19 protein-coding genes and 2 pseudogenes are annotated in these 19,845 nt (G+C 67.2%); 10 read left to right on the top strand and 11 right to left on the bottom strand.

Going from position 1 to position 19,845, the window contains the following annotated elements; genetic code table 11:
- Window positions 1-835: 835 nt before the first annotated feature.
- The 3 genes from ACGFIV_RS28685 (at window position 836) to ACGFIV_RS28675 (ending at window position 3,029) form a co-directional block, all read left to right on the top strand.
- Window positions 836-1,453, top strand: a complete 618-nt coding sequence (locus ACGFIV_RS28685) for a helix-turn-helix domain-containing protein (RefSeq protein WP_358558705.1) — start codon at window positions 836-838, stop codon at window positions 1,451-1,453.
- Window positions 1,454-1,627: 174 nt separating this feature from the next.
- The gene (locus ACGFIV_RS28680; RefSeq protein WP_358558703.1) at window positions 1,628-2,191 is read left to right on the top strand and encodes a dihydrofolate reductase family protein; all 564 of its coding nucleotides are present in this window, start codon (window positions 1,628-1,630) and stop codon (window positions 2,189-2,191) included.
- A 25-nt stretch (window positions 2,192-2,216) separates the two neighbouring features.
- Window positions 2,217-3,029, top strand: a complete 813-nt coding sequence (locus ACGFIV_RS28675; RefSeq protein ID WP_392838210.1) for an alpha/beta fold hydrolase — start codon at window positions 2,217-2,219, stop codon at window positions 3,027-3,029.
- A gap of 14 nt (window positions 3,030-3,043) precedes the next feature.
- On the opposite strand, the gene ACGFIV_RS28670 is transcribed toward ACGFIV_RS28675, so the two are convergent.
- The 4 genes from ACGFIV_RS28670 to ACGFIV_RS28655 form a co-directional block, all read right to left on the bottom strand.
- The gene (locus ACGFIV_RS28670) at window positions 3,044-4,705 is read right to left on the bottom strand and encodes a cellulose binding domain-containing protein (protein WP_358558700.1); all 1,662 of its coding nucleotides are present in this window, start codon (window positions 4,703-4,705) and stop codon (window positions 3,044-3,046) included.
- Window positions 4,706-4,994: 289 nt separating this feature from the next.
- Window positions 4,995-6,086 (bottom strand): tyrosine-type recombinase/integrase, encoded by a 1,092-nt coding sequence (locus tag ACGFIV_RS28665; RefSeq protein ID WP_392838209.1) that lies wholly within the window; start codon window positions 6,084-6,086, stop codon window positions 4,995-4,997.
- Between the two features lie 61 nt (window positions 6,087-6,147).
- Entirely contained in the window at window positions 6,148-7,806 is a 1,659-nt protein-coding gene (locus ACGFIV_RS28660) for a protein kinase (RefSeq protein WP_358558696.1), read from the bottom strand.
- Window positions 7,807-8,066: 260 nt separating this feature from the next.
- Complete coding sequence (locus tag ACGFIV_RS28655) at window positions 8,067-8,918, bottom strand: hypothetical protein (RefSeq protein WP_392838208.1); 852 nt, start codon at window positions 8,916-8,918, stop codon at window positions 8,067-8,069.
- Window positions 8,919-9,594: 676 nt separating this feature from the next.
- On the opposite strand from ACGFIV_RS28655, the gene ACGFIV_RS28650 reads away from it, so the two are divergent.
- Window positions 9,595-10,005, top strand: coding sequence for a hypothetical protein (locus tag ACGFIV_RS28650; RefSeq protein ID WP_392838207.1), 411 nt, complete (start codon window positions 9,595-9,597; stop codon window positions 10,003-10,005).
- Window positions 10,006-10,237: 232 nt separating this feature from the next.
- Here ACGFIV_RS28650 and ACGFIV_RS28645 read toward each other — a convergent pair whose 3' ends face one another.
- From ACGFIV_RS28645 to ACGFIV_RS28635, 3 genes are all read right to left on the bottom strand, one after another.
- Entirely contained in the window at window positions 10,238-10,639 is a 402-nt protein-coding gene (locus tag ACGFIV_RS28645; protein ID WP_392838206.1) for a hypothetical protein, read from the bottom strand.
- Between the two features lie 109 nt (window positions 10,640-10,748).
- A complete protein-coding gene (locus ACGFIV_RS28640; RefSeq protein ID WP_392838205.1) occupies window positions 10,749-11,192 on the bottom strand; it encodes a hypothetical protein in 444 nt (147 codons plus the stop codon).
- Window positions 11,193-11,976: 784 nt separating this feature from the next.
- Window positions 11,977-12,414: a hypothetical protein gene (locus tag ACGFIV_RS28635; protein WP_358553795.1), complete on the bottom strand. Its 438-nt coding sequence runs from the start codon at window positions 12,412-12,414 to the stop codon at window positions 11,977-11,979.
- A 429-nt stretch (window positions 12,415-12,843) separates the two neighbouring features.
- On the opposite strand from ACGFIV_RS28635, the gene ACGFIV_RS28630 reads away from it, so the two are divergent.
- A complete protein-coding gene (locus ACGFIV_RS28630) occupies window positions 12,844-13,584 on the top strand; it encodes a hypothetical protein (protein WP_358553797.1) in 741 nt (246 codons plus the stop codon).
- Window positions 13,585-13,695: 111 nt separating this feature from the next.
- Here ACGFIV_RS28630 and ACGFIV_RS28625 read toward each other — a convergent pair whose 3' ends face one another.
- Window positions 13,696-13,845, bottom strand: a complete 150-nt coding sequence (locus tag ACGFIV_RS28625) for a hypothetical protein (protein ID WP_358553799.1) — start codon at window positions 13,843-13,845, stop codon at window positions 13,696-13,698.
- 150 nt (window positions 13,846-13,995) lie between these two features.
- Between ACGFIV_RS28625 and cobF the strand changes: the two genes are divergently transcribed.
- Both cobF and ACGFIV_RS28615 read left to right on the top strand, forming a co-directional pair.
- On the top strand, window positions 13,996-14,766 hold the full coding sequence (gene cobF, locus ACGFIV_RS28620) for a precorrin-6A synthase (deacetylating) (RefSeq protein ID WP_358553801.1): 771 nt from the start codon (window positions 13,996-13,998) through the stop codon (window positions 14,764-14,766).
- A 191-nt stretch (window positions 14,767-14,957) separates the two neighbouring features.
- Complete coding sequence (locus ACGFIV_RS28615; RefSeq protein WP_358553803.1) at window positions 14,958-15,644, top strand: TetR family transcriptional regulator; 687 nt, start codon at window positions 14,958-14,960, stop codon at window positions 15,642-15,644.
- Between the two features lie 31 nt (window positions 15,645-15,675).
- Here ACGFIV_RS28615 and ACGFIV_RS28610 read toward each other — a convergent pair.
- Window positions 15,676-15,864, bottom strand: a pseudogene (locus ACGFIV_RS28610) (IS256 family transposase); the annotation flags it as partial.
- Between ACGFIV_RS28610 and ACGFIV_RS28605 the strand changes: the two are divergent.
- The 3 genes from ACGFIV_RS28605 (at window position 15,855) to ACGFIV_RS28595 (ending at window position 18,744) form a co-directional block, all read left to right on the top strand.
- Window positions 15,855-16,505 carry a hypothetical protein gene (locus ACGFIV_RS28605; protein WP_358553805.1) on the top strand — a complete coding sequence of 217 codons (651 nt, stop codon included), beginning with the start codon at window positions 15,855-15,857 and terminating at the stop codon, window positions 16,503-16,505. The pseudogene ACGFIV_RS28610 and the gene ACGFIV_RS28605 sit on opposite strands and share 10 nt — an antisense overlap.
- A 440-nt stretch (window positions 16,506-16,945) precedes the next feature.
- A complete protein-coding gene (locus tag ACGFIV_RS28600; protein ID WP_358553807.1) occupies window positions 16,946-18,349 on the top strand; it encodes a hypothetical protein in 1,404 nt (467 codons plus the stop codon).
- Between the two features lie 44 nt (window positions 18,350-18,393).
- Window positions 18,394-18,744 carry a transposase gene (locus ACGFIV_RS28595; RefSeq protein WP_392838225.1) on the top strand — a complete coding sequence of 117 codons (351 nt, stop codon included), beginning with the start codon at window positions 18,394-18,396 and terminating at the stop codon, window positions 18,742-18,744.
- A gap of 227 nt (window positions 18,745-18,971) precedes the next feature.
- Here ACGFIV_RS28595 and ACGFIV_RS28590 read toward each other — a convergent pair.
- A pseudogene (locus ACGFIV_RS28590) lies at window positions 18,972-19,253 on the bottom strand (HAD family hydrolase); the annotation flags it as partial.
- A gap of 224 nt (window positions 19,254-19,477) precedes the next feature.
- Window positions 19,478-19,822: a helix-turn-helix domain-containing protein gene (locus tag ACGFIV_RS28585; protein WP_392838204.1), complete on the bottom strand. Its 345-nt coding sequence runs from the start codon at window positions 19,820-19,822 to the stop codon at window positions 19,478-19,480.
- Between the last annotated feature and the right edge of the window lie 23 nt (window positions 19,823-19,845).

Here is a 19,845-nt window from a genome sequence, read left to right as displayed (position 1 = left end):
ACGCGGCCGATCCATAGAACGACAGCCCGGCCACGATGGCCGTGGCGACAAACGCTATTCGGATCTTCATGAACCTCGAATTCCCTTCTTGAGCTCCCGGCTGAATCCACCGGAGATTCCGTAGATTCCGTGAATTCATGGGACATCTCGTGCACAGGCCTCTCGACCTACCGAGATCATCGCATTCAGGGGCCGCTTTTCACCGGTGGCGACGGCATCGCCGAGGTCAGGAAACAGTCAGGACGGCGGCGCGAACACACGTCCGCGCCGCCGTCCTGATCGTTTCCGATGAATCCGCTCGACTACCACTCGCTTTCGCGAAACACGGTCGTTATTGTTGACCTATTGGCGTGGATTCGCCGATTTATCATGAACATTGTGATCTTTAAATAATTTGTCGGTCTAGGGCGATTTCCGGGCGAGGCCGCGACGAACAGCCGCCTGGCCCCGACCCGGTCCGACAGCCGGCCCCCGACCACGAGGAACCCCGCGAACAGGACCGCGTAGGCGCTGACGACGCGGGAGTCGAGTCCGCCCGGCTCGGTTTCGCACTGCCCGCAGGCAGGAAGCACTGAGCACTGCCAATGACGGGCGTCGCCGACGTAGGGTTTGAAAGCGAACTGGGAGGTGCGGCCGGTGGTCCGCCTTCCGCGGGGTGGCGTCAGGTCCGAGCCGCGGTAGGGGGTCTCTCGTGCCACGCCGCCTGCTCGGCGGCGCCGACAGCGCCGATAGCGTGAGGGGAACGACTCGGATGGGTTTGGAGGTCGAGAGCCGGCCGTCCGATTCACCGTACATAGAGCGGGTGTGGCGGAGCAGCAGCCATGACGTCGACCGGATGACGTCGATCGCGACGGCGCATTGGGACCTGGTCTTCTGGGAGCACCGCGGTCAGGTGAACGTGGTCGTTCAGGGGCCGGAGTCGAGGGCGAGCGCGGCCCCCGTCCCCGAAGACGCGACGTTCTTGGGGATCACGTTCTCACTCGGCACCTCGATCCCGCACCTTCCGATCAATCGGCTCGTCGACGGCTTCGCGGAGATCCCCGATGCCACGCGCAGATCGTTCTGGCTGAAGGGTTCGGCCTGGCGCCTTCCCGACTACGACAATGCCGAGGTGTTCGTACGGCGGCTGGTGCGTGAGGGCGTTCTGGTCTGTGACCCGATCGTCGCCGCCGTGCTCGGCGGCGCGTCGCCGGACGTGTCCGAACGCACCATCCAGCGGCGCTTCGTGGCGGCGACCGGACTCACCCGCGGCGCGATCCGGCAGATCAATCGTGCCAGGCAGGCGACGGTCCTGATCCAGGAGGGTGTGCCGGCCCACGACCTGGTCCATCGGCTCGGATACTTCGACCAACCGCACCTGGCGCGGTCGCTGACCCGTTTTATCGGGCGGAACGTCACGCAGTTGAGCGGTCGCGATCCGTCGGAGCCACTGTCGCTTCTGTACAAGACCTGAGCGCTTGTCCGCGCCTAACCTCCCAGTCGCAGCCATCATGCCCGGCTCCGGCCAGGCACCGCCCTGCGACAGTTCGACGGAGTTCCGGCTGGAGCGCTGGAGTTCGATGCCGTACGGAGAACGCCGATCGGCTCGCCCGCTCCTCCACTGCCGGTCTTCAACGAGGAGGTCATCATGAGGAAGCTGATCGTGTCCGAGTTCGTCTCACTTGACGGAGTGATGCAGGCTCCGGGGGGAGAGCCGGGTTTCCGGCACGCCGGCTGGGTGCTGGAGCGCTTCGCCCCCGAGCATGACACCTACCGTTACAAGGAACTGCTTGAGACCTCTGCCCTGCTGCTCGGGCGTGTCACCTACGAGGGGTTCGCCGCCGCCTGGCCCGGGGTGACGGGCGAGTTCGCCGACCGCATGAACGAGCTGCCCAAGTACGTGGTGTCCAGCACGCTGCGCGAGCCGCTGAACTGGAACGCCACCCTCCTCAAGGGCGACCTGACCAGCGAGGTCGAGGCGCTCAAACGCCAGGATGGCGACCGCCACCTCTTCGTCCACGGCAGCCGCTCGCTCGCCCAGGAGCTCTTGAAACGGGGCCTCGTGGACGAGCTGCGGCTCATGGTCTTCCCCGTCGTCCTCGGATCGGGTGCGCGCCTGTTCCCCGAATCGCCCGACCAGACGGCGCTGGAGCTGGCCGAGAGCCGCGCTCTCGACTCCGGCGTGATCGCGCTGACCTACGTCCCCAAGTAACCCTGAGAAAGCCTGGAGATCAGCCATGAACACCATCACCTCCAAGGACGGCACCCCCATCGCCTTCGAACGGCACGGTGAGGGGACGCCGTTGATCCTCGTGTACGGCGCCACCGGACACCGGGAGTTCATCTCGCTCGGAGCCCAGCTCGGCGGCCTGCTCGGCGCGACCCACACGGTCTACGCGTACGACCGCAGGGGTCGCGGAGGTAGCGGCGACACCGTCCCCTTCAGCGTGGAGCGCGAGATCGAGGACCTGGCGGCGCTCATCGCCGAGTCGGGCGGAACGGCCAACGTCTGCGGCTTCTCCTCGGGCGCGGTGCTGGCCATGGACGCTGCCGCCGCCGGGCTGCCCATCACCCGGCTGGCCCTGTACGAGCCCCCGTTCGTGGTCGACGACGCCCGCCCGGCCGTGCCCGGCGACTACCTGGAACGCCTTGACGCGTACCTGGCCGAGGGACGGCGTGGCGAGGCCCTGGAGCTGTTCTTCACCGGGCCGTGCGGCATCCCCGCGGAGTTCGTCGCCGGGATGAAGGCCGCTCCGATCTGGCCCGAGCTGCAGAAAGTCGCCCCCACCCTCGCCTACGACGGCCGCTTCATGGCGGACACGATGACCGGCCGCCCCCTCCCGCGCGACCGCTGGTCCTCCATCTCCGTCCCCACTCTCGTGATGTACGGCGGGGCGACCGAACCCTGGCTGGTGAACGCCGCCCGCGCGGTCTCCGACCTTCTCTCCTCGGCGAGCCTGATGGAACTGTCCGACCAGACCCACGATGTCGCCGCCGAAGCCCTGGCCCCCGCACTGACGGCCTTCTTGGCCGACGGAGAGCGCGCCTGAGCCCACAGAGCCGGTCAGGAGGCGGTGCAGGTGAGGGACGGTGTGGCGGCGGTGCCGTTGGCGGTGAAGCCGAAGGTGGTGGCGGCGTTGCCGGAGAGCTTGCCGTTCCAGGATTCGTTGCGGACGGTGACGTTCGCTCCGGAGCCGGAGCGGATGCCGCTCCACAGCTGGGTGATGGCCTGGGATCCGGGCCAGCTCCAGTTGACCGTCCAGCCGTTGATGGCGCTGTCGCCGGCGGTGACGGTGACGGTGGACTGGAAGCCGCCGGACCAGGAGTTCACCGTCTGGATCGTGGCCGCGCATCCACCGGGTACGGGCGTCGCGGTGGGCGTCGGCGTCGGGGTGATGGTCGGGGTGGGCGTCGGGGTCGGGGTCGGGGTCGGAGTGGGGCCGGTTGGCGTGGGGGTCGGGCTGGAGTCGTTGAGGACCGGAGTCTGCCAGTCTCTCCACTCGGACAAATTGCCCTGAGCCTTGGACGAGATCCTGATCGCGCCGGGAGCGTTGCCCGTCTTCAGCAAGAACTTCTGGATGGTCTGCTGCAGAGGGGTCCGCCATTCGGGCCTGTTGGCGCAGTGGTTGCCGTCCTGGATGTCGGACCAGTAGGTGATGTTGTCTCCCGCGCCGAGCGCCTTGTAGACCTCCGCGCCGCCCAGGGCCGCCACGCTGGCGGACTTGGGACCCAGGTTGGCGATGTGGGGATTGTCCATGATGAACAGTCCTCGTGGTGCGACCATGGCGACCATTTCATGGGTGTCCACCGGCAGTCTGGTGGGGCTGCCCGTGAAGGAGCCGAACGCGTCGCCCAGCCATGGTTGCTCTCCGTAGGCACTGCTCAGGCTCTGGGCCCCTTCCCCGGGAATCCCGCGGAAGATGGGGACACCGGCGCTACCCGACTCGATGGGCATGGTCAAAGCGATGCGCTGGTCGAACGCCCCGATCACGAAGGCGCCCTTTCCGAATCGCGAGCACCCGGTGACGCCGGTCGCGTCGGCCTTGAGGATGGTGCCGTTGGACTGTTCGATGACGTCGATGATCCGGCTGACGCCCCAGGCCCAGGCCATGAGCAGCCCGGTGCTGCTGGAGGAGCCGTAGATGCTGTAGAACGCGCCTTGCTTGTTGTTGCGTGGCGTGCCCTCTTTGCCGACCGCGTAGGGGTCGTAGTTGATGACGGCGGCACCGGCCGCTCTGATGGCGGCGGTGTCGGCGCCGAATCCGCCGAGCACGACCACGGCCGGGAAGGGACCGGTGCCACTGGGCAGTTGGACGCTCGCCGAGAAGCTGGAGCTCTTGCCGTTGTTCGACACGTTCACCGTGATATTGGTGCTGGAGACGGTGCCGGTGACACTCGCCGGCTTCGCGGGTTTCTCGCCGTAGACGAACTTCTCCGCCAGCTTCTTGATCTCTTCCCGCCGGCACCGCCAGTCGGACTTGGTGGAGATGCGTGTGCCGTCCAGCTTCTTGAAGGGATCGGGAAGCTTGGCGTTGGTGGGCAGGGATCCTTGGTCGGGCAGGCCGGGCACCGCGCAGTTGGCACCGTCGTCTTCGACACCGGCCGCAAGAGGCGCGGCGGCCTCGGCGACCACTACCGATACCGCTCCAGTGGCCGCGAGCGTCGCCGCCGCCACCAGCGCGACGACCGTCGAACGGATCTCAGAGCGGCCCAATCTGTTGATCATCAGGGCTCTCCTTCCGGGCAGCGTGATGGAAACGCCGATCGATGATTCACGGACGCCGAGTACGTCAGGCGTCGAGCAAGATCGTGCAGAGCGCCCGATACCGCTCCGACGCTCGGCTCTTTTCTCCGGCCACCGCTTGTCGACCGCACCCAGTGTGAGAAACCCAATGAAATGTGTCAACGATTGAGCTGAAACATTTCGGAGTCAAAGGCGCTCTGATTAGCCTTGACTAGGGAATATGCACAAGGCGGGGATTTGAAAGTTTCGCCTCTTCGCAGTCGAAGGGCGACTACCCTGTCTGTTCCGGCTCTCGTCCCGAAACTTTTTCGCGTGACGCGCTGGTCTGTGCTTCGGCAGCGGTGAGGCGCTCGCCGCCGGCCATCCTGGTGAGGGCCGTGTGATGGACGTCGTGCCAGGTCCACGTGGTGCCCAGCCGTTCGTTGGCGCGCCGCAGCACCCGTTGTATCGCCCAGTACGTCATCGGCCGGGACTCGCCGCGACGGCTCCGCCAGATCGGCTGTCCCGGGGCGGGAAGCCCGTCGTTCGCCAGATATCGGCCCAGGTAGCGGAAGGCGTCCGGAGAGGCCGGGATCGGCTGGCGGAGCTTGGTTCTCATGGGGACGACATAGATGAGCTGACCGCCCCAGTCGACGTCCTCCAAGGTCAGCCTGAGAAGTTCGCTCACCCGAGCTCCGGTGCTGACGTAGAACGCCAGCAGAGCGCGATCACGATCGCCGCCCATCGCCGCGAAAAGCTCGTCCCACAGCGTGTCGGGGATCGGCCGTGGCGCTCGCCCCGCCACCTGCCGCCGCAGCGGGGCCCGCTGGACGATCGGGACCGGTTCCAGGGACTGACCGGGGGCCAGCACCTGCCATCGCTGGGCGGAGTCGGGAACCGGGTTGGTCACCGGACCGTTTCCGGACCGGCCATGGAAGGAGTAGAAGCCATGAACGACGGTCAACGCGTGATTGATCGTCCTCGGCGCGTACCCCTCTCGCGGTGACGGCTCGCCGGTCCTGAGGTTCACCGATCCCGCGGGACCCGGCTCGGACCGCCGATGTTTCCTCTGTGGGTCGCGTGCGGTCCGCAGCCAGGCGACCAGCGTCGCGACCTCGGCCCGGGTCGCCTCCTCCCAGCCGATCTCAAGGCACCACAGCAGCCGGTACCACCGCAGGAGGCCGAACGCGTAGCTTCGGCACGTCAGGGGACTGGCATTCCCGAGCATCAGATCGCGCAGGTAGGCGCTCACAGGCGTGAGTTCCTCCCCGTCGCCGTCCACGACGTGGAACGGCAACCGGGCCGGCCAGTCGGTGACCACAGACCCCGCCGAAGGCACCGGCCACCGCCCCTCCATCAGTGCGCGCCGTACGTCCTCGACCATGTCTCACCCTCCCAACGATGGTCGTTCCGGCCAGACCTGGAACCGGCGGACGGTCGGCCACCTACTCGGGGACTTCATCGCCCGCGAGAGCGGTCGGTTCCGCCGACGCCGTCTCGGCCGGCGCGATGATCACGCTGGGCGCCGGTACGGAGCTCGGCGCGGGGTCCGGTGACGGGTTCGGTGTGGGACTCGGCGCGGGTGTCCTGGGGTGCCCCTGCCCGTCGGCGCAGAGGGGATGGGACTTGTCCGGATCGGACATGGAGGCGTGCGACGGCTTCCGCGCGACACGCCTCATCGTGCCGGGTCTCTTCGAGGCGTCGAGCCCACCGGGGAGGTCCTCCTCCGCCGCAGGAGGAGTGCTGCCCGCCGCGGGCCGGCCGGCCGTGCCGCCGAGGTCGGCCCGGTCGCCGGAATCCGGAGGGCCGCCGTCGAGTCCGGTGTCCGAGGACGGCGACCGCGGCGTGAGCGAGGTCGTGTTCGCCTGGAGGTCGGTGTCGCCGAGCGATCTCACCACCACGGTGGTCACGGCGACGGCCATCGCGCAGCCGAGGACGCCGCTCGCCATCTTGAAGGCCGGTGACCTCGCGAGTCGAGGCCTGGGCGGCGTCACGCCGGCAGGGAAGGCGCGGGGCGAGGGCTCATGGTCAGCGAGCAGACCGGTGAGGCTCGCGAGCCTGCGTCGGCCGCGCTCCTCCCAGCCGGAGCCGTACCCGTCGCGCGCGACCGACTCCAGCTCCGCGAGGAACGCCTCGGCGCTCTCCGGCCGATCCGCGGCCCGCTTGGCCAGGCCGCGCCCGGCAAGGGTCCGCAACGCGGGGGGAACCTGCCTGATCGGAGGTTCGGCGGTCTGGTGCAGGTGGGCGAGCGCCGCGATGCTGCGCGCGTGGAAGGGCCTGATGCCGGTGAGACACTCGAAGAACACGACGCCGGCGGCGTAGAGGTCGGTCGCGGGCGACGCCGGTGACCCCGACCACTGCTCGGGCGCCATGTAGGGGGGTGTGCCGGCCCCGGCGATGCCGTCCCCGGAGTGGACGGCGATGCCGAAGTCGCCCAGCTTGCTCTCGCCGCCGCCCGTCACGAGGATGTTCTCCGGCTTGACGTCCCTGTGCACGATGCCGTTGGCGTGCGCGGCGGCCAGCCCTGAGAGGGATCTCTTCAGCAGGACGAGCGCGACCTCCGGCCCCGTCGGTTCCTCGGAGCGCAACAGGGTCCGGAGGGAGACGCCGTCCACCAGTTCCATGACGACGGCGGCGTGGCCTTGGGCGCTCTCGAAGTACTCGTGGAAACGCACCGTGAACGTACCGTCGAGCAGTCCGAGCGCAGGAGCCTCGTGCCGGAACCGAGAGATGAAGGCAGGGTCGGCGCGGAGGTCGCTGGAGAGGTATTTGATGGCGACGAGCACACTGCCGATGTCGTCGCACGCCATGACGACGCGTCCTGACGCGCCCGTGCCGAGATCGCGAATCTCGGTATAGCCAGGGACATGCCAGTCCCACGTGTTGCTGTCCATGTGGTCTCCTTGTGCGGCCGGTACGACACACCATCCGGCGGTGACCCTGGTGAGGGTGTAAGGAGTGACGTCGTCCGGGGCGATCTCGATAACGCTGCCGAGTAGGCGGGGTCGCTCGTATCGGGTCAGGATGTTCTGCCAGGGGGGCCAAGCCGATGCCGCGAGCAGTGCCAGCAGGAGTGTGCCCGCGATCCACCAGTGCACGTTCATCGTGACTTCCTTCATCGCAGGAGCCCGCTTCCGGGAGTCTGTCGCCGGCGGATGAGGCTCTGTCGTCGAATGCCGCGGAGTCGCGGAGGTGCCGACGGTCCCCGGGCAGGACCGGCGGAGAGAGCGGCTGCGATCCCCCATCGCAGCCGCTCTGTCGCGGCGTGTGCCTCCCCGCCCCCGAGCTTGCGGGGACGTTCACCGTCCGGACACACCGACATCCGGACGGTCGGCGGCGACATCACCGGCTAACGCGGGCTCCGTCAGCGGTGCTGGCCCCCGCCACCACCGTTTCCGCCGCCATTGTGGCCGCCACCGTTGTGGTCGCCACCGTTCTGGCCGCCACCGTTGTGGTCGCCGCCGCCGTTGTTTCCGGCGCCGTTGCCACCGCCGTGCTGGCCGCCGTTGCCGCCGCTGTTGTGGCCGTTTCCGCCGCCGTTGTGGTCGCCGCGCTGGCCGTACCAGCGTCCGGGCAGGCCGACGGGCTGGTCGCACCAGTCACCCGGCAGGTCGTACTGACGAGCGCCCACGTAGTACACCGGACGGGTCTGCCCGCAACCGGGAGCGACGTACACGCCCCCGTTCACGATGGACTGGCAGCCGGGCAGGACGTACGTGCGACCGCCCAGGACGTACCGGTTGCCCGGAGGGTCGTACCGGTGACCACGCAGGCCGTACCAGCGGCCGGGCAGGCCGAGGCCGGTGGGCTGGTCGCACCAGTCACCGGGCAGGGCGTACTGGCGGCCGTCCAGGATGTAGACGGGAGTGGTCTGCGCGCAGCCGGGGGCGATGTACACGCCCTCGTTCACGATGGACTGACAGCCGGGCAGGACGTAGGTGCGACCGCCCAGGACGTACCGGTTGCCGGGCGGGTCCCACCTGTGACCACGCATGACGTGCGCGAAACCGCGCCCGCCGTACCCGCGGCCGTTCGGGCCGTGCTCGCGGGGGCCGCTGTGCGCCCCCTGGCTCGACGCGCTCCCGTGGAGAGCGCTCCCGGCCGTGTGCGCCGCGGCCGTGGTCGCCGCGCTTGCGGGCGTGGTGGCCACAGCCGCGGTGACGACCAGGGCGGACGCGGCGAGGAACCCAGTGACGAGAGTTCTTTGCATCGTCAAGAGACGACTCCTTTTCTTGAGGATGAGACTTGCGGAACGGCGCCAGGCGCCGCCTAGCCGACGTAGCGTCGAGCACGTATCCCGGCCGTCGCCGAGATCCCCGTCCGAGGATCAAAAGCACGGACTCTCGAATCAGGTACGCGCACGGCGGGCATTGTCGCCTTCTTGATTGTCAGCAGATTTTGCTGACAATCTGAAGTCGAACAGATCGAGAGTGTGTACGCCCGCTGCCGCCGCGACGGCGTCCGCCGTGGTGCGACGGCATGTGCCTCGCTTGAGCAACCCGTCGATGCACTGCCTGGTGAGGGCCGCGCGGCGAGCGAACTCGGCCACGCTGGGGCTGCGATGTCCGGACATCAGGGCGCGCAAGAGAGCTGCGCTCCGCAAATGCATCTGTGGCTTACCGGCCATCGTCAACCTCTCCGACGGATCCTACGTCGTCATATTTTGCTGACAACTCGACTGCAGGTTGGACTCTAATCGAATGGGCAAGCGAGCGCAGGGGAATTTGGAAGGTTCCATGCACGTGGGAGTCGTCCTGGCTTCCATCTTGTTGACAGAACGGCTCCTGGTTTCACAGAGGATTGCTCCTCGGCATGAGGCTCTAGCAGCCATCATTGATGCGATCATGCCGAAGAGAAATCGAGGAGCTGACAACCAAATGCCGTCATGGGGCGTGACAGCCGATCCGTCCCCCACCCCTCTGAGCGACCGCATCCGCGACCATGTCAAGGACAAGGACCCCAGCATCCGGACGCTGGCGTTGCGGTCGGTGGATCCTGTCACCGGCCAGCATCTGACCGCGCAGTGGATCACCGACGTGCTGAGCGGCCGGGTGCCCCGGATGCCCGACCTGTGGCGCCTGGATGCCCTGGCGACGGGCCTCGGCCTGGACCCCGACAGCGTGAAGGCGATGGCCATCACTCAGTGGATCGGATGGGACATCGCCGACGTCCGGACCGGCGCGGGAGAACGCCTGCTGTTCCGGGTGCCCAAGGACTACACCCCTGAGCAGTGCGCACGCCTGGCCGGCGAGCTCAACCGGGCGATCAGCGCGGCGGAGCTCCACAGCGACAGGGAGGGATGAGCCGCCCGGGTCTGATGGACGCGTACGCCTCGGTTCAGGCAGAACTGATGGTTTTCGGCAGCGTACGGTCATAAACAGTGTCGTTCACGGATTCTCAGCCTCGTCTATTTCCCCTGCCGCAACGCGCGCGACGACGAATAAGCGATTGGATTCGAGCTGAGTGGCCGGGTGCGACGTTGCCAGGCTTCCACCGGCGGGCTGTGATGGGTCGGTGCGTACGTCGTCGGAGCCGTCAAGTCATCCGGCGGATGAAGTCACGGGAGATCCTGGTGCCCGCGTCGCTCAGAAAACTCGCCAAGTCCTCCGACAGGAGGGTCTTGTCGACCCCGATGGTGATCCCTTCTGGTGCGATCTCGACGACCGCGAGCTCATGTCCGAGGTCTCCGCTTCGCCGGACGCGGACGCGGAGCGCCGGCACCGGGCGCGTCTCTTCCACGGGTTGGAGCAGGCTGAGCGCTCGCACGCTGATCTGGTCCATAGGGAGCTTTAACTCGGGATCGAACTGCGTCTCATTGACATAGGCGACGATCCGGTGTCCTGGGGAAATGCGGTTGATAACGCCTGGGCAACCGTGCGGCAGTGGAATGCGGCGGTACTCCACCGATGGTTCTGACGGCGCTGACGGACGGATCATCCCATCCACCGTAGCCTCTCTGCCGGTTACTTCCTGAGCGTTTGCGCGGCGTGCGGCCCGCTCGTGTATCAGGAAAGCTTGACGCATCCGGCCTAGTGGCGATGGTGTATCAGGAAAACGACCGTTTCTCTTCATCCCCATTGGTCTCGGACTCCGCCGCGCTGATCGCCCGGTTGAGCTCGCCGGCCAGGCGTGCGCACTGCTCAGGGGTGTAGTCCTTGGGCACCCGGAACAGCAGGCGTTCTCCCGCGCCGGTCCGGACGTCGGCGATGTCCCATCCGATCCACTGAGTGATGGCCATCGCCTTCACGCTGTCGGGGTCCAGGCCGAGGCCCGTCGCCAGGGCGTCCAGGCGCCACAGGTCGGGCATCCGGGGCACCCGGCCGCTCAGCACATCGGTGATCCACTGCGCGGTCAGATGCTGGCCGGTGACAGGATCCACCGACCGCAACGCCAGCGTCCGGATGCTGGGGTCCTTGTCCTTGACATGGTCGCGGATGCGGTCGCTCAGGGGGGTGGGGGGCGGATCGGCTGTCACGCGCCATGCTGGCATTTGGTTGTCAGCTCCTCGACTTTTTCATCGTGACTGCCCTCATGATGCCCGCTAGATCCTGACGACAGGGAGCAATCCTCTGTAAACCAGTAGTCGTCCTGTCAACAAGATGGAAGCCAGAACCCCGCCCACGTCTGGGGAGGCGGTATTTGAGAAGGTAACCGGTAATCGGCGTCCATTGGGGCATGGGTCGCCGCATAGTGATTTTAGCAGCATTTGCCCGATTTTCGGACGGGGGGTTTCTCGCGGCGGTCCGCGAGGACCGAACGCACTCGGTCAGGGCCGTCGGATCTCGGGGTCATCGGACCTCGGGGTCATCGGCTCGCGAACCAGGTCCGTGGTCGGCTGGCGGGGGCGCGATCTGGTCGTTCGGACGCCGGCCGGTGCGATGGGCACGGCCCAGTCGCCGGCGATGAGTTCTCGGCACGGGGGTCTTCGGGTGCCCGGCTGCCGGGGGGTCGGGGGGCGGCACACCAAGAAGGCGATCCGGTCAGGCGGGGGAAAGCGGGGGGAGCGTCACTCGTGAGAGTTCGCGTCTACGGGGGTATGAGAGGCGCAGGCATTCGGTGCGACAGTGAGGCGCGGGCGTGCTGGGTCTCGCCTGTCAGCAAAATTCGCTGACAAACGAGACCCAATAAACCGGCTCGGGACCTCCGAGCTTGACTGTGAGCGCGCCGTCCTCGGCGCGATCACTTTCGCGTGTAACCGGTCACAGGTCGCCTACCCGACGGGCTCTGCCCTGAGGTGTTCGTCGTCGGGCCGCCACCTCGTGACCAGTTCCGGATCAGCCGCAGACGCCGCAGGCGCTGGCGAGGCCGAGGCCGTTGGCGACGAGCGCGCCGCCGGGCAGGTAACCACTGGCCACATAACCACCGGCGAGGTACCCGCTGGCCAGGTAACCAGCAGGCAGGTAGCCGGCAGGCAGGTAACCGGCGGGCACGTAGGGACCGCCCACGTAGCCTCCCCAGTAGCCGCCTCCCCAGTAGCCGCCGCCCCACGGACGGATGCCGAAACCGCCGCCCCAGGGACGGCCCCAACCGCCGCCGCCTCCCCAGTGGCCGCCCCTCGGGCCGCCGCCGGAGTGGCCCCAGTCGCCACCCTGGTGGGCCTGCGTGACTGTGACTGGATGGTGCGGAGCCGACGCGTCCGCCGAAGCGGCGACCGGCGCCACGACGGCGAGAGCGGCACAGGCAGAACTGACCAGAAGTAGTCGGCGAATCATCCTTGTATCCTCCTGTCCGAGTGCAGTCACTGATTGTGACTGCTGTCAACGCTATCCAGCCGTCGATCATGGTTCTGGGCGCGAGCGGGTCAAGGAATGGCAAGCAGTGATCGCCGCAGGACACACCAGGCCGATTCCGAGCAGACCGCTGCTGAGGATGTCGCCGCTCCGGCTGGACCCCGCCCGATCTCGCATCGAATTCCTCGTAGCGCCCAGATCCCGGGACAGCACCTCGGGGGCAGATCCCTCCCGGCCTCCCTGGCTCTGTTATCACCCGCGTTTTGGGCTGGTGCCACATTGGTTAACGACGCCCCGCGCTCCTCCCGGTAAGGAACTGACCAGCATTGGGTGATCGACCCGCCGAAGGCGAACTGTCGAGGGCTACCTTCAGTGCTCGTTCACATCCCAAAACGTATTCGGGGAGTTTTCATGCGCACTTCAAGCAGCATCCGGGGCGTCCTCGCGCTGGCCGCCGTCACCGTGGGCGGCGTCTGGCTGGGGATGGGCGGCGCGGCCGCGGCGGTGCCCGGCGGTGACGACCCGCTGGCCTCACAGGAGTCGTCGAGCACGGCGCCGGCGGTCAGTGGCCCGCTGACCCCGTCGAGCACCGCGCCGGTGGCCGGCGACCCGCTGACCTCGAAGGACCCGTCGATCACCGCGCCCGCGGTCACCGACCCGCCGGCCGATCTTCAGGTGCCGAGCGTGACCACGCAGGACCCCAGCAAGGACCTGATCACCGACATCCAGCACATCGGGACGAACCTGCCGGACGCCCCTGCTCCCGCCGCCGACCCGGCGCCCGGCGTCGACTCCACGCCGGGCCTCCCCGGCCTGCCCGTCGACGACCCCGGGACCCCCGCCGTCCCCGGTGCGGAGACGGCCTCCGTGACGCCTTCCGCGGTGTCCCCGCAGGACGCACCGAGCCTCGGGGACGTCGCGGTCGTGGCGCCCGCGGACGCCGCTCACCAGCCCGAGGCCGCGGCGAAGGACGACAAGGCCTCCCTCCCCGGGAACGCCGCGGAGCCGCAGGAGAACGTCACGGAGCCGCAGGAGAACGCCGCGGAGTCGCAGGAGAACGCCGCTGAGCCGCAGAAGGATGACGAGGCGGTGAGCGCCGACCTCCAGAAGATCCCGTCCGTCGACGCGACGCCCACCATCCCCGCCGTCTGAGGCTCACGCACCCAGAAAATCGAATGATCACTCGAAGCCGTACGGGCCGTGACCGGTGGGGGTCACGGCCCGTACGGCCGTCGTCGATCAAGGTATGGCCGCTCGGGATGCTCAGCGGAGCACGCGGCGGGCCACGGTGGTGATGTGCAGCTCGTCGGGGCCGTCGAGCAGGCGGGCCATCCGGGCGGTGCGGAACAGGGCGGGCAGGGCGGGCAGGCAGTGTCGGGACTGAGCCCCGCCGTTGACGGACACAACCGACATACCGTCAGCCGAGGGCTCGGCGAGAAGACCGATCAAGGTCTTTGCCCCCCGCCCTTCGTTCACGAGTCCTCTGGCGGCTTGTCCGGTCGGTCGGCACCGAGGGGACGCCCAACGCGCCCTTCCCGGACCGCAGGAGGCAGAATCTTGCGGGTGAAGCGCATCCTCATCATCGGCATCGGCGCCGGCGACCCCGGCCACCTCACCTTCCAAGGGGCCAAGGCCATCGCGCGCGCCGATGTGTTCTTCATCCTGGACAAGAGCGAGGCCAAGCATGATCTGATCCGACTGCGGCAGGACCTCATCGAGGAGCACGCACGCCGGCCGTACCGGATCGTCGAAGCCCGTGACCCCGAGCGCGATCGGACCACGCCCGCCTACACCGCCGCCGTCGAAGACTGGCGCACCCGCCGGGCTCAGATCTACCAGCGGCTCATCCAGGACGAACTGGGCGACGGGCAGACCGGAGCGTTCCTCGTCTGGGGAGATCCCGGCCTGTACGACAGCACGCTGGCCATCATCGAGGAGATCCTCGACCGTGGTGGCGTCTCCTTCGAGTACGAGGTCGTTCCCGGCATCAGCAGCGTGTCCGCGCTGACCGCGCGCCACCGCACCAGCCTGACCCGGGTCGCCCGGCCGGTCCACATCACCACCGGCCGCCGCCTGGCCCAGGAGGGAGCCGTGGCGGCCGACGACATCGTCGTCATGCTTGACGCCCACTGTGCCTTCGCCGATCTGGACGACGACTTCCACATCTACTGGGGCGCCTACCTGGGCACCCCCGACGAGATCCTCGTGGCCGGGCCGGTACGCGAGGTCGCGGACCGCATCCGCGAGCTGCGCGCCGAAGCCCGCGCCCGCAAAGGATGGATCATGGACACCTATCTGCTGCGACGGATCACACCTGCGGAGCAACGGCCTTAAGGCGGGTGTCCAGCCGCCAGTCGCGACCTGCTCGAAACCCGCGTCGCCGCGGCGCAGGACGCATGGCCACGGCGGCACGCGATGACGGCCGCTCTGGCGTGGTCGATCGCGATCCTCGTCATCTTCTGTAGTGGGTCGACATTAGTACGGTACCAATAGTAGTACCGTACTAATAATGGTACGGTACTACTATGGTGATCGAGGAAACCACACCGAACCGGCACGAACGGCGGCGCCGCGAGACCCGCGAGCGAATCGCCAACACGGCCCTCACCCTGTTCAGCGAGCAGGGCTACGACGCCGTGACCATCGCCGACATCGCCGCGGCCGCGGATGTCGCCAAGCAGACCGTTGTGAACCACTTCCCGGCCAAGGAGGACCTCCTCCTCGCCTGGCACCGCCCGGTGGAGGCCGACCTGATCGACCTGATCGCCCAACTCCCACTGAGCACTCCGCTGCCGGAGTTCCTCAAGGAGGAGTTGCCGCGCATGCTCGCCGGACTGGCCGAGGTGCCGGAGGCGCCGGAGCACGAGGACCCGCGTACCGCGGCCGACGAGCGGCTCGCCGGCGTCGCCGCCGTCATCCAGAACAGTCCGGCGCTGCTGGACGCGTTGCGGTTGCGCGGCAGCCGTTACCAGGACGACCTGGCGGCGATCCTGTCCGACCGGGTGCCCGCGCACCTGGGAGCCGTCGCGGCGCGCGCGCTCGCCGCGTTCATCATGACCACCGTCAGCGCCATGATCAACGAGGCGACCCGGCTACGGAGCGAAGGCCAGCCGCCGGACCAGATCACCGCGACCCTGAGCGAGACGGTCTCTCGGGCCCTGGACATCCTCGACACCGGCCTCGAAGGCGCCGCGAGCGGTGCCAGGAAGTAGCTCCGCGTATCCAAACGGACGCCCCCATCGGGACGTGGTGTCGCCTCCGGGATGTGCGGAACTGCTTGGTGGCCTCGGTCACGCCGGCCACGCACCAACGCAGCCCATCGTGCCGTCCTTCCAGTTCCTGACATTGGTGGCGTGATAACGGCAGATGGAGATCATCGACTCGATGGGGCTGGTCTGAGCGCAGCGAGCGGGCCAGCGTCGGTGATCGACCAGAGGGCCTTCCACATCAGGTCACAGGCAGAACGAGCGGTGTTCGGCTACATCGAGGGTTCTACTACCCACGCCGCCGCCACTCCTCGAACGGGCAACTCACCCCCGCCGAACACGAACGCAGACACAAGCAGGAGGTCTTCCATCACACTGCTGGAACTAGCCGTGGAAGACAAGATGTTAGAGACCAACCCGCTTGACGGGGTCAAGTGGACGCCCCCGGACACGGTCGAAGAGGTCGACCCCCGTACCTACACGGACTCCGGGGAAGCGCACGACGATCGGGGCCTGAAGCATCGTCCGGAGAAGGACACGCGCCCGGTTCCGATCCCTCCGGCTCTGGTGACGATCCTGCGGGAGCGCATCGAGAAGTACGGTTTGGCCGACGACGGCAGGCTCTCCGCCACAAGCAAGGGCGGTCTCTACACTGCCTTGGCAATCTCCCGCTTCTGGAAAGAGGTGCGGGCCTTGGCGGCTACGGCGTACAGACTTCGGCATGCCGCGGTCTTCGCTGTGGCTGGCGGCCGGCGTCCCCGCTACCGAGGTCGCGAAGCGCGCGGGGGCACAGCGTCGAGGTGCTCCAGCGCGCCTACGCCAAGTGCATCGATGGGCAGACACACCAAGCGAATAGAAAGATCATGAGCGCTCTCAGTGAGTGATCACAGCGGACCCTGCAGGGCTGGGGAGTCATCCCCGGGCCTCGGCGAGTTTAGGTTTCGTCCCCGTCTAACCGTGGATGCCGTGCGGGGGCAGCGGGGGGTAATGAATCGCCAAATCAGCAAAAGGCACGGTCTCCGCATCGGAGGATCAGCGGGTCTTCACGCCACGCGTTGTTGTACGGATGCCACCGACGGCGATGCCGTCGGCATTGGTGGGGAAGGTGCCATTCGCGAGTAACCCGGCCCGGGCAAGGTACGATATAAGAAACCACACCTAGCATAATGATGTCGCTATCGGCGCGATAGTCGTGGGTGGGCTGGTTTCTCGGGGGATACGTAGTCGAGAGATTTTCTCGGGGGGTACGTATGTGCTCGTCCCAAGGTCCGCACAGTAGAACGGTCGTTATTGCGTTGCTAACGATCGTGGCAACCCTGACGGCTGCCTGCGCGCCGCGGTCGCTGGCCGCCCAGCAGAGTGCGGTGGTTGGCGTGACACAGGCGCCGGCGTTGCCTGGCGCGCAGCCGATCTCGGCGAATGACCGGGTGTATACCGCCGACCAAGATTCCAACACGGTTAGTGTGATCAATCCGAAGACCGACACGGTGCTGGGCACGATCGCACTGGGCAAACCGCGCATGGACGTCGACGCGGATATTCTTGGCGCGATGTACGACGGGGAAATCGACGTCCACGGCCTCGGTTTCTCGCGCGATGGCAGATACCTCGACGTCGTCGACGTCACCACCAACGCCGTCCACGTCATCGATACCGCCACCAACGCCGTCGCGCACACCATCTACCTTGACCGCGCCCCACACGAAGGATTCTTCTCCGCTGATGGAAACGAACTGTGGGTCGCCGAGCGAGGCGTGGACACCGTCGCGGTCATCGACTGGCGCCATGACCGGGTCATCGCCCGCATCCACTCCGAAGACGGCCCATCGAAGGTGGTCTTCAGCCCCGATGGCAGGCGGGCCTACGTGAACCATCTGCGGGCCGAAGCCTTCGATGTCATCGATGTGCCCAGCCGCAAGATCATCCAGCACGTCACGGTACCGAACGTTGCTGGTGGTTCCTCCGACGAGGCGATCTCCCCCGACGGCAAAGAGATCTGGTTGGGCATGCCGGACAACGGCTATACCACCGCCGTGGTCAACGCGCAGACGTACAAGGTTGAGGCCGTCTTGAACACCGGCCCGCGGACCAACCACCCTAACTTCGTCACGGTCGATGGCGTGAACTATGCCTACATGACCGTGGGCGACCTCGGTCAGACCCTCGTCTATCGGCGCTCGACCACCGGCGGCCCACCGACTCTGGTCAATCGCATCCAAAACCACGGTCTCGGTCCGCACGGTATCTGGCCCAGCCCGGACAACACCCGCATGTACGTGGCGCTGCAGTACTCCGACGCAGTCGACGTGATCGACACCAGATCCATGAAAGTGATCGATACCCTGCGCATTGGTCAGTCCCCGATGGCGTTGGTCTACGTCGCCCGCACCAGCCCAGGCAGCACCGCACACCTCGGTCAGCAGGGCTTGGGCATGCGCATCGAAAACCACCCCATCGAAGTGCAAGGAGTCCCCGGGGCGGCGGGGAACGCCCAAATCCGGGCACTTCGCGGAGTCGATGAAGTGGACATCGACGTCCGGGGCCTACCGGCGAACCGTGCCTTCACCGTGTACGCCACCCGCGGCAACAACGCCACCGCGCTGCTGACCGCACACAGCAACGAAATGGGTGTGATCCCCGAAGCACTGGCCTTCGTCTCCTTCTTCGCTAATCACTACGACAAGATCGTCCTGCGTCCCTCTACGGGATGACGGTTCCGGGTGTGCGTTTCCCCTCGTAGCGTGGCCATATCGCCTTGAGGGAGGCAGTCGATGGCAGAGATGCGCAGGAAGTTCGACCAGGACTTCAGAGGCAGGGTGCGGTCCGGCTGGTCCGGGAGACCGGCAAGCCGATCGCGCAGGTAGCCCGGGATCTGGGGATCTGTTCGAGCACGTTGAAGAACTGGGTGGTCGGGGATCGCTGGCAGCGCGGGGGCGGCGATGGCAGGCTGCGCGCGACAGCTCCCGTCGCTGCGTGCTGGTCCGCCGATCGGTGTCCGACCCGTCCGACCTGGCGCTCTACCGCTGCTTCGCCAACGGGCGGTGACGCTGGCGGAACTCCCTTTGACCTGCCGAAACGCACCTGTGGTTGTCGTCCCGGCTCTTGATCATTGCCCGCATATTGGGCGTCTCGCCTATGGCTGTTCCGTATGCCTCGGCGGCCGACGTTGCTGTCACATGTGCCATACCGGACCGTCGTCATCTCCCGTCGCCTGCAAGATCTCAATGGCCTGAAGTACATCCGTGACCGCGTGGTCGGACTGGTGGTCGACACCACCTTGGCCAATCCGGTCTGCTGAATCTTCCCGAGCTGGTTGTCCGCCGTCCCATTAGTCACGATCGCAACACGCCACTCGCTCGCCCGTAGCCCGGCCAGGCCGTCCAGGACTTCGGGTCGACAGCGCACGAGATGCGGCATGCGCGTCCGGTATCGGCGCCACAGCTCCTCGACAGGCTCAGGCAGCCTGAAGTGCTCCCGGACCTTAGCGAAGAACACCGCACGGTGTGGAACGCCGTCCTGGTCGAGAGCGATCAACCGATCAACCGCCTCCCGCCCAAGGCCGTGCTCGTCAACGAACTCCGTGGTCCATACGCGGAAAGCCTCATCGAGGTTCACGAGTGTGTTGTCCAGATCGAAGAGCGCAAGTCGTTGCACGTCGAGTCAGCCTATTGAGTCGTCGTCATGAACGTGAGTGCCTGCTTGCAAACAGGAGCCAGTCACAACGCAGAGAGGCCTTCCTCCTGGTCAAGTGGCAGCTGGAGGCTGTCGACGCGTGCTGTTGCACGTCGGCGTTGCTGTACCAGGCTGCTGTACAGCAAGGACGAGCCCTCCCGCTCAGGTCACAGCGGTGGCATGGACCGGCCCCCGCTGGAGACGGTCTTCGGCTCGGCTGTCGGCTGCGGTGGCCGGACGGGCTGCTCGACGGGGGTGTCAACCTCGAACAGGTCGTTGGGGCTGCACTCCAGCGCGGTGCACAAGGCGGCCAGGGGCGCGGCGCGGACCGGTCGCCCGTCCCCGCCGTGCCCGGACCGGACCGGACCGGGAAGGCGCTGCCAGGGTCTTGGCCGCACGGCGGGCGCACCCGCCTGTGCGGTGATCTGTTCAAGACCGGCCGCCGCAGCCTCCCCGTTCCCCGCGATCACCGCCGCATACGTGGTGATGACCGTGGCCGGCAGGTCGGCCAACGCCCGCCGGGGTCTCCTCCTGC

The organism is Sphaerisporangium sp. NPDC049003, from assembly GCF_043197795.1.
Lineage (GTDB): Bacteria > Actinomycetota > Actinomycetes > Streptosporangiales > Streptosporangiaceae > Sphaerisporangium.
This window is presented reverse-complemented; position numbering and strand designations above follow the sequence as displayed.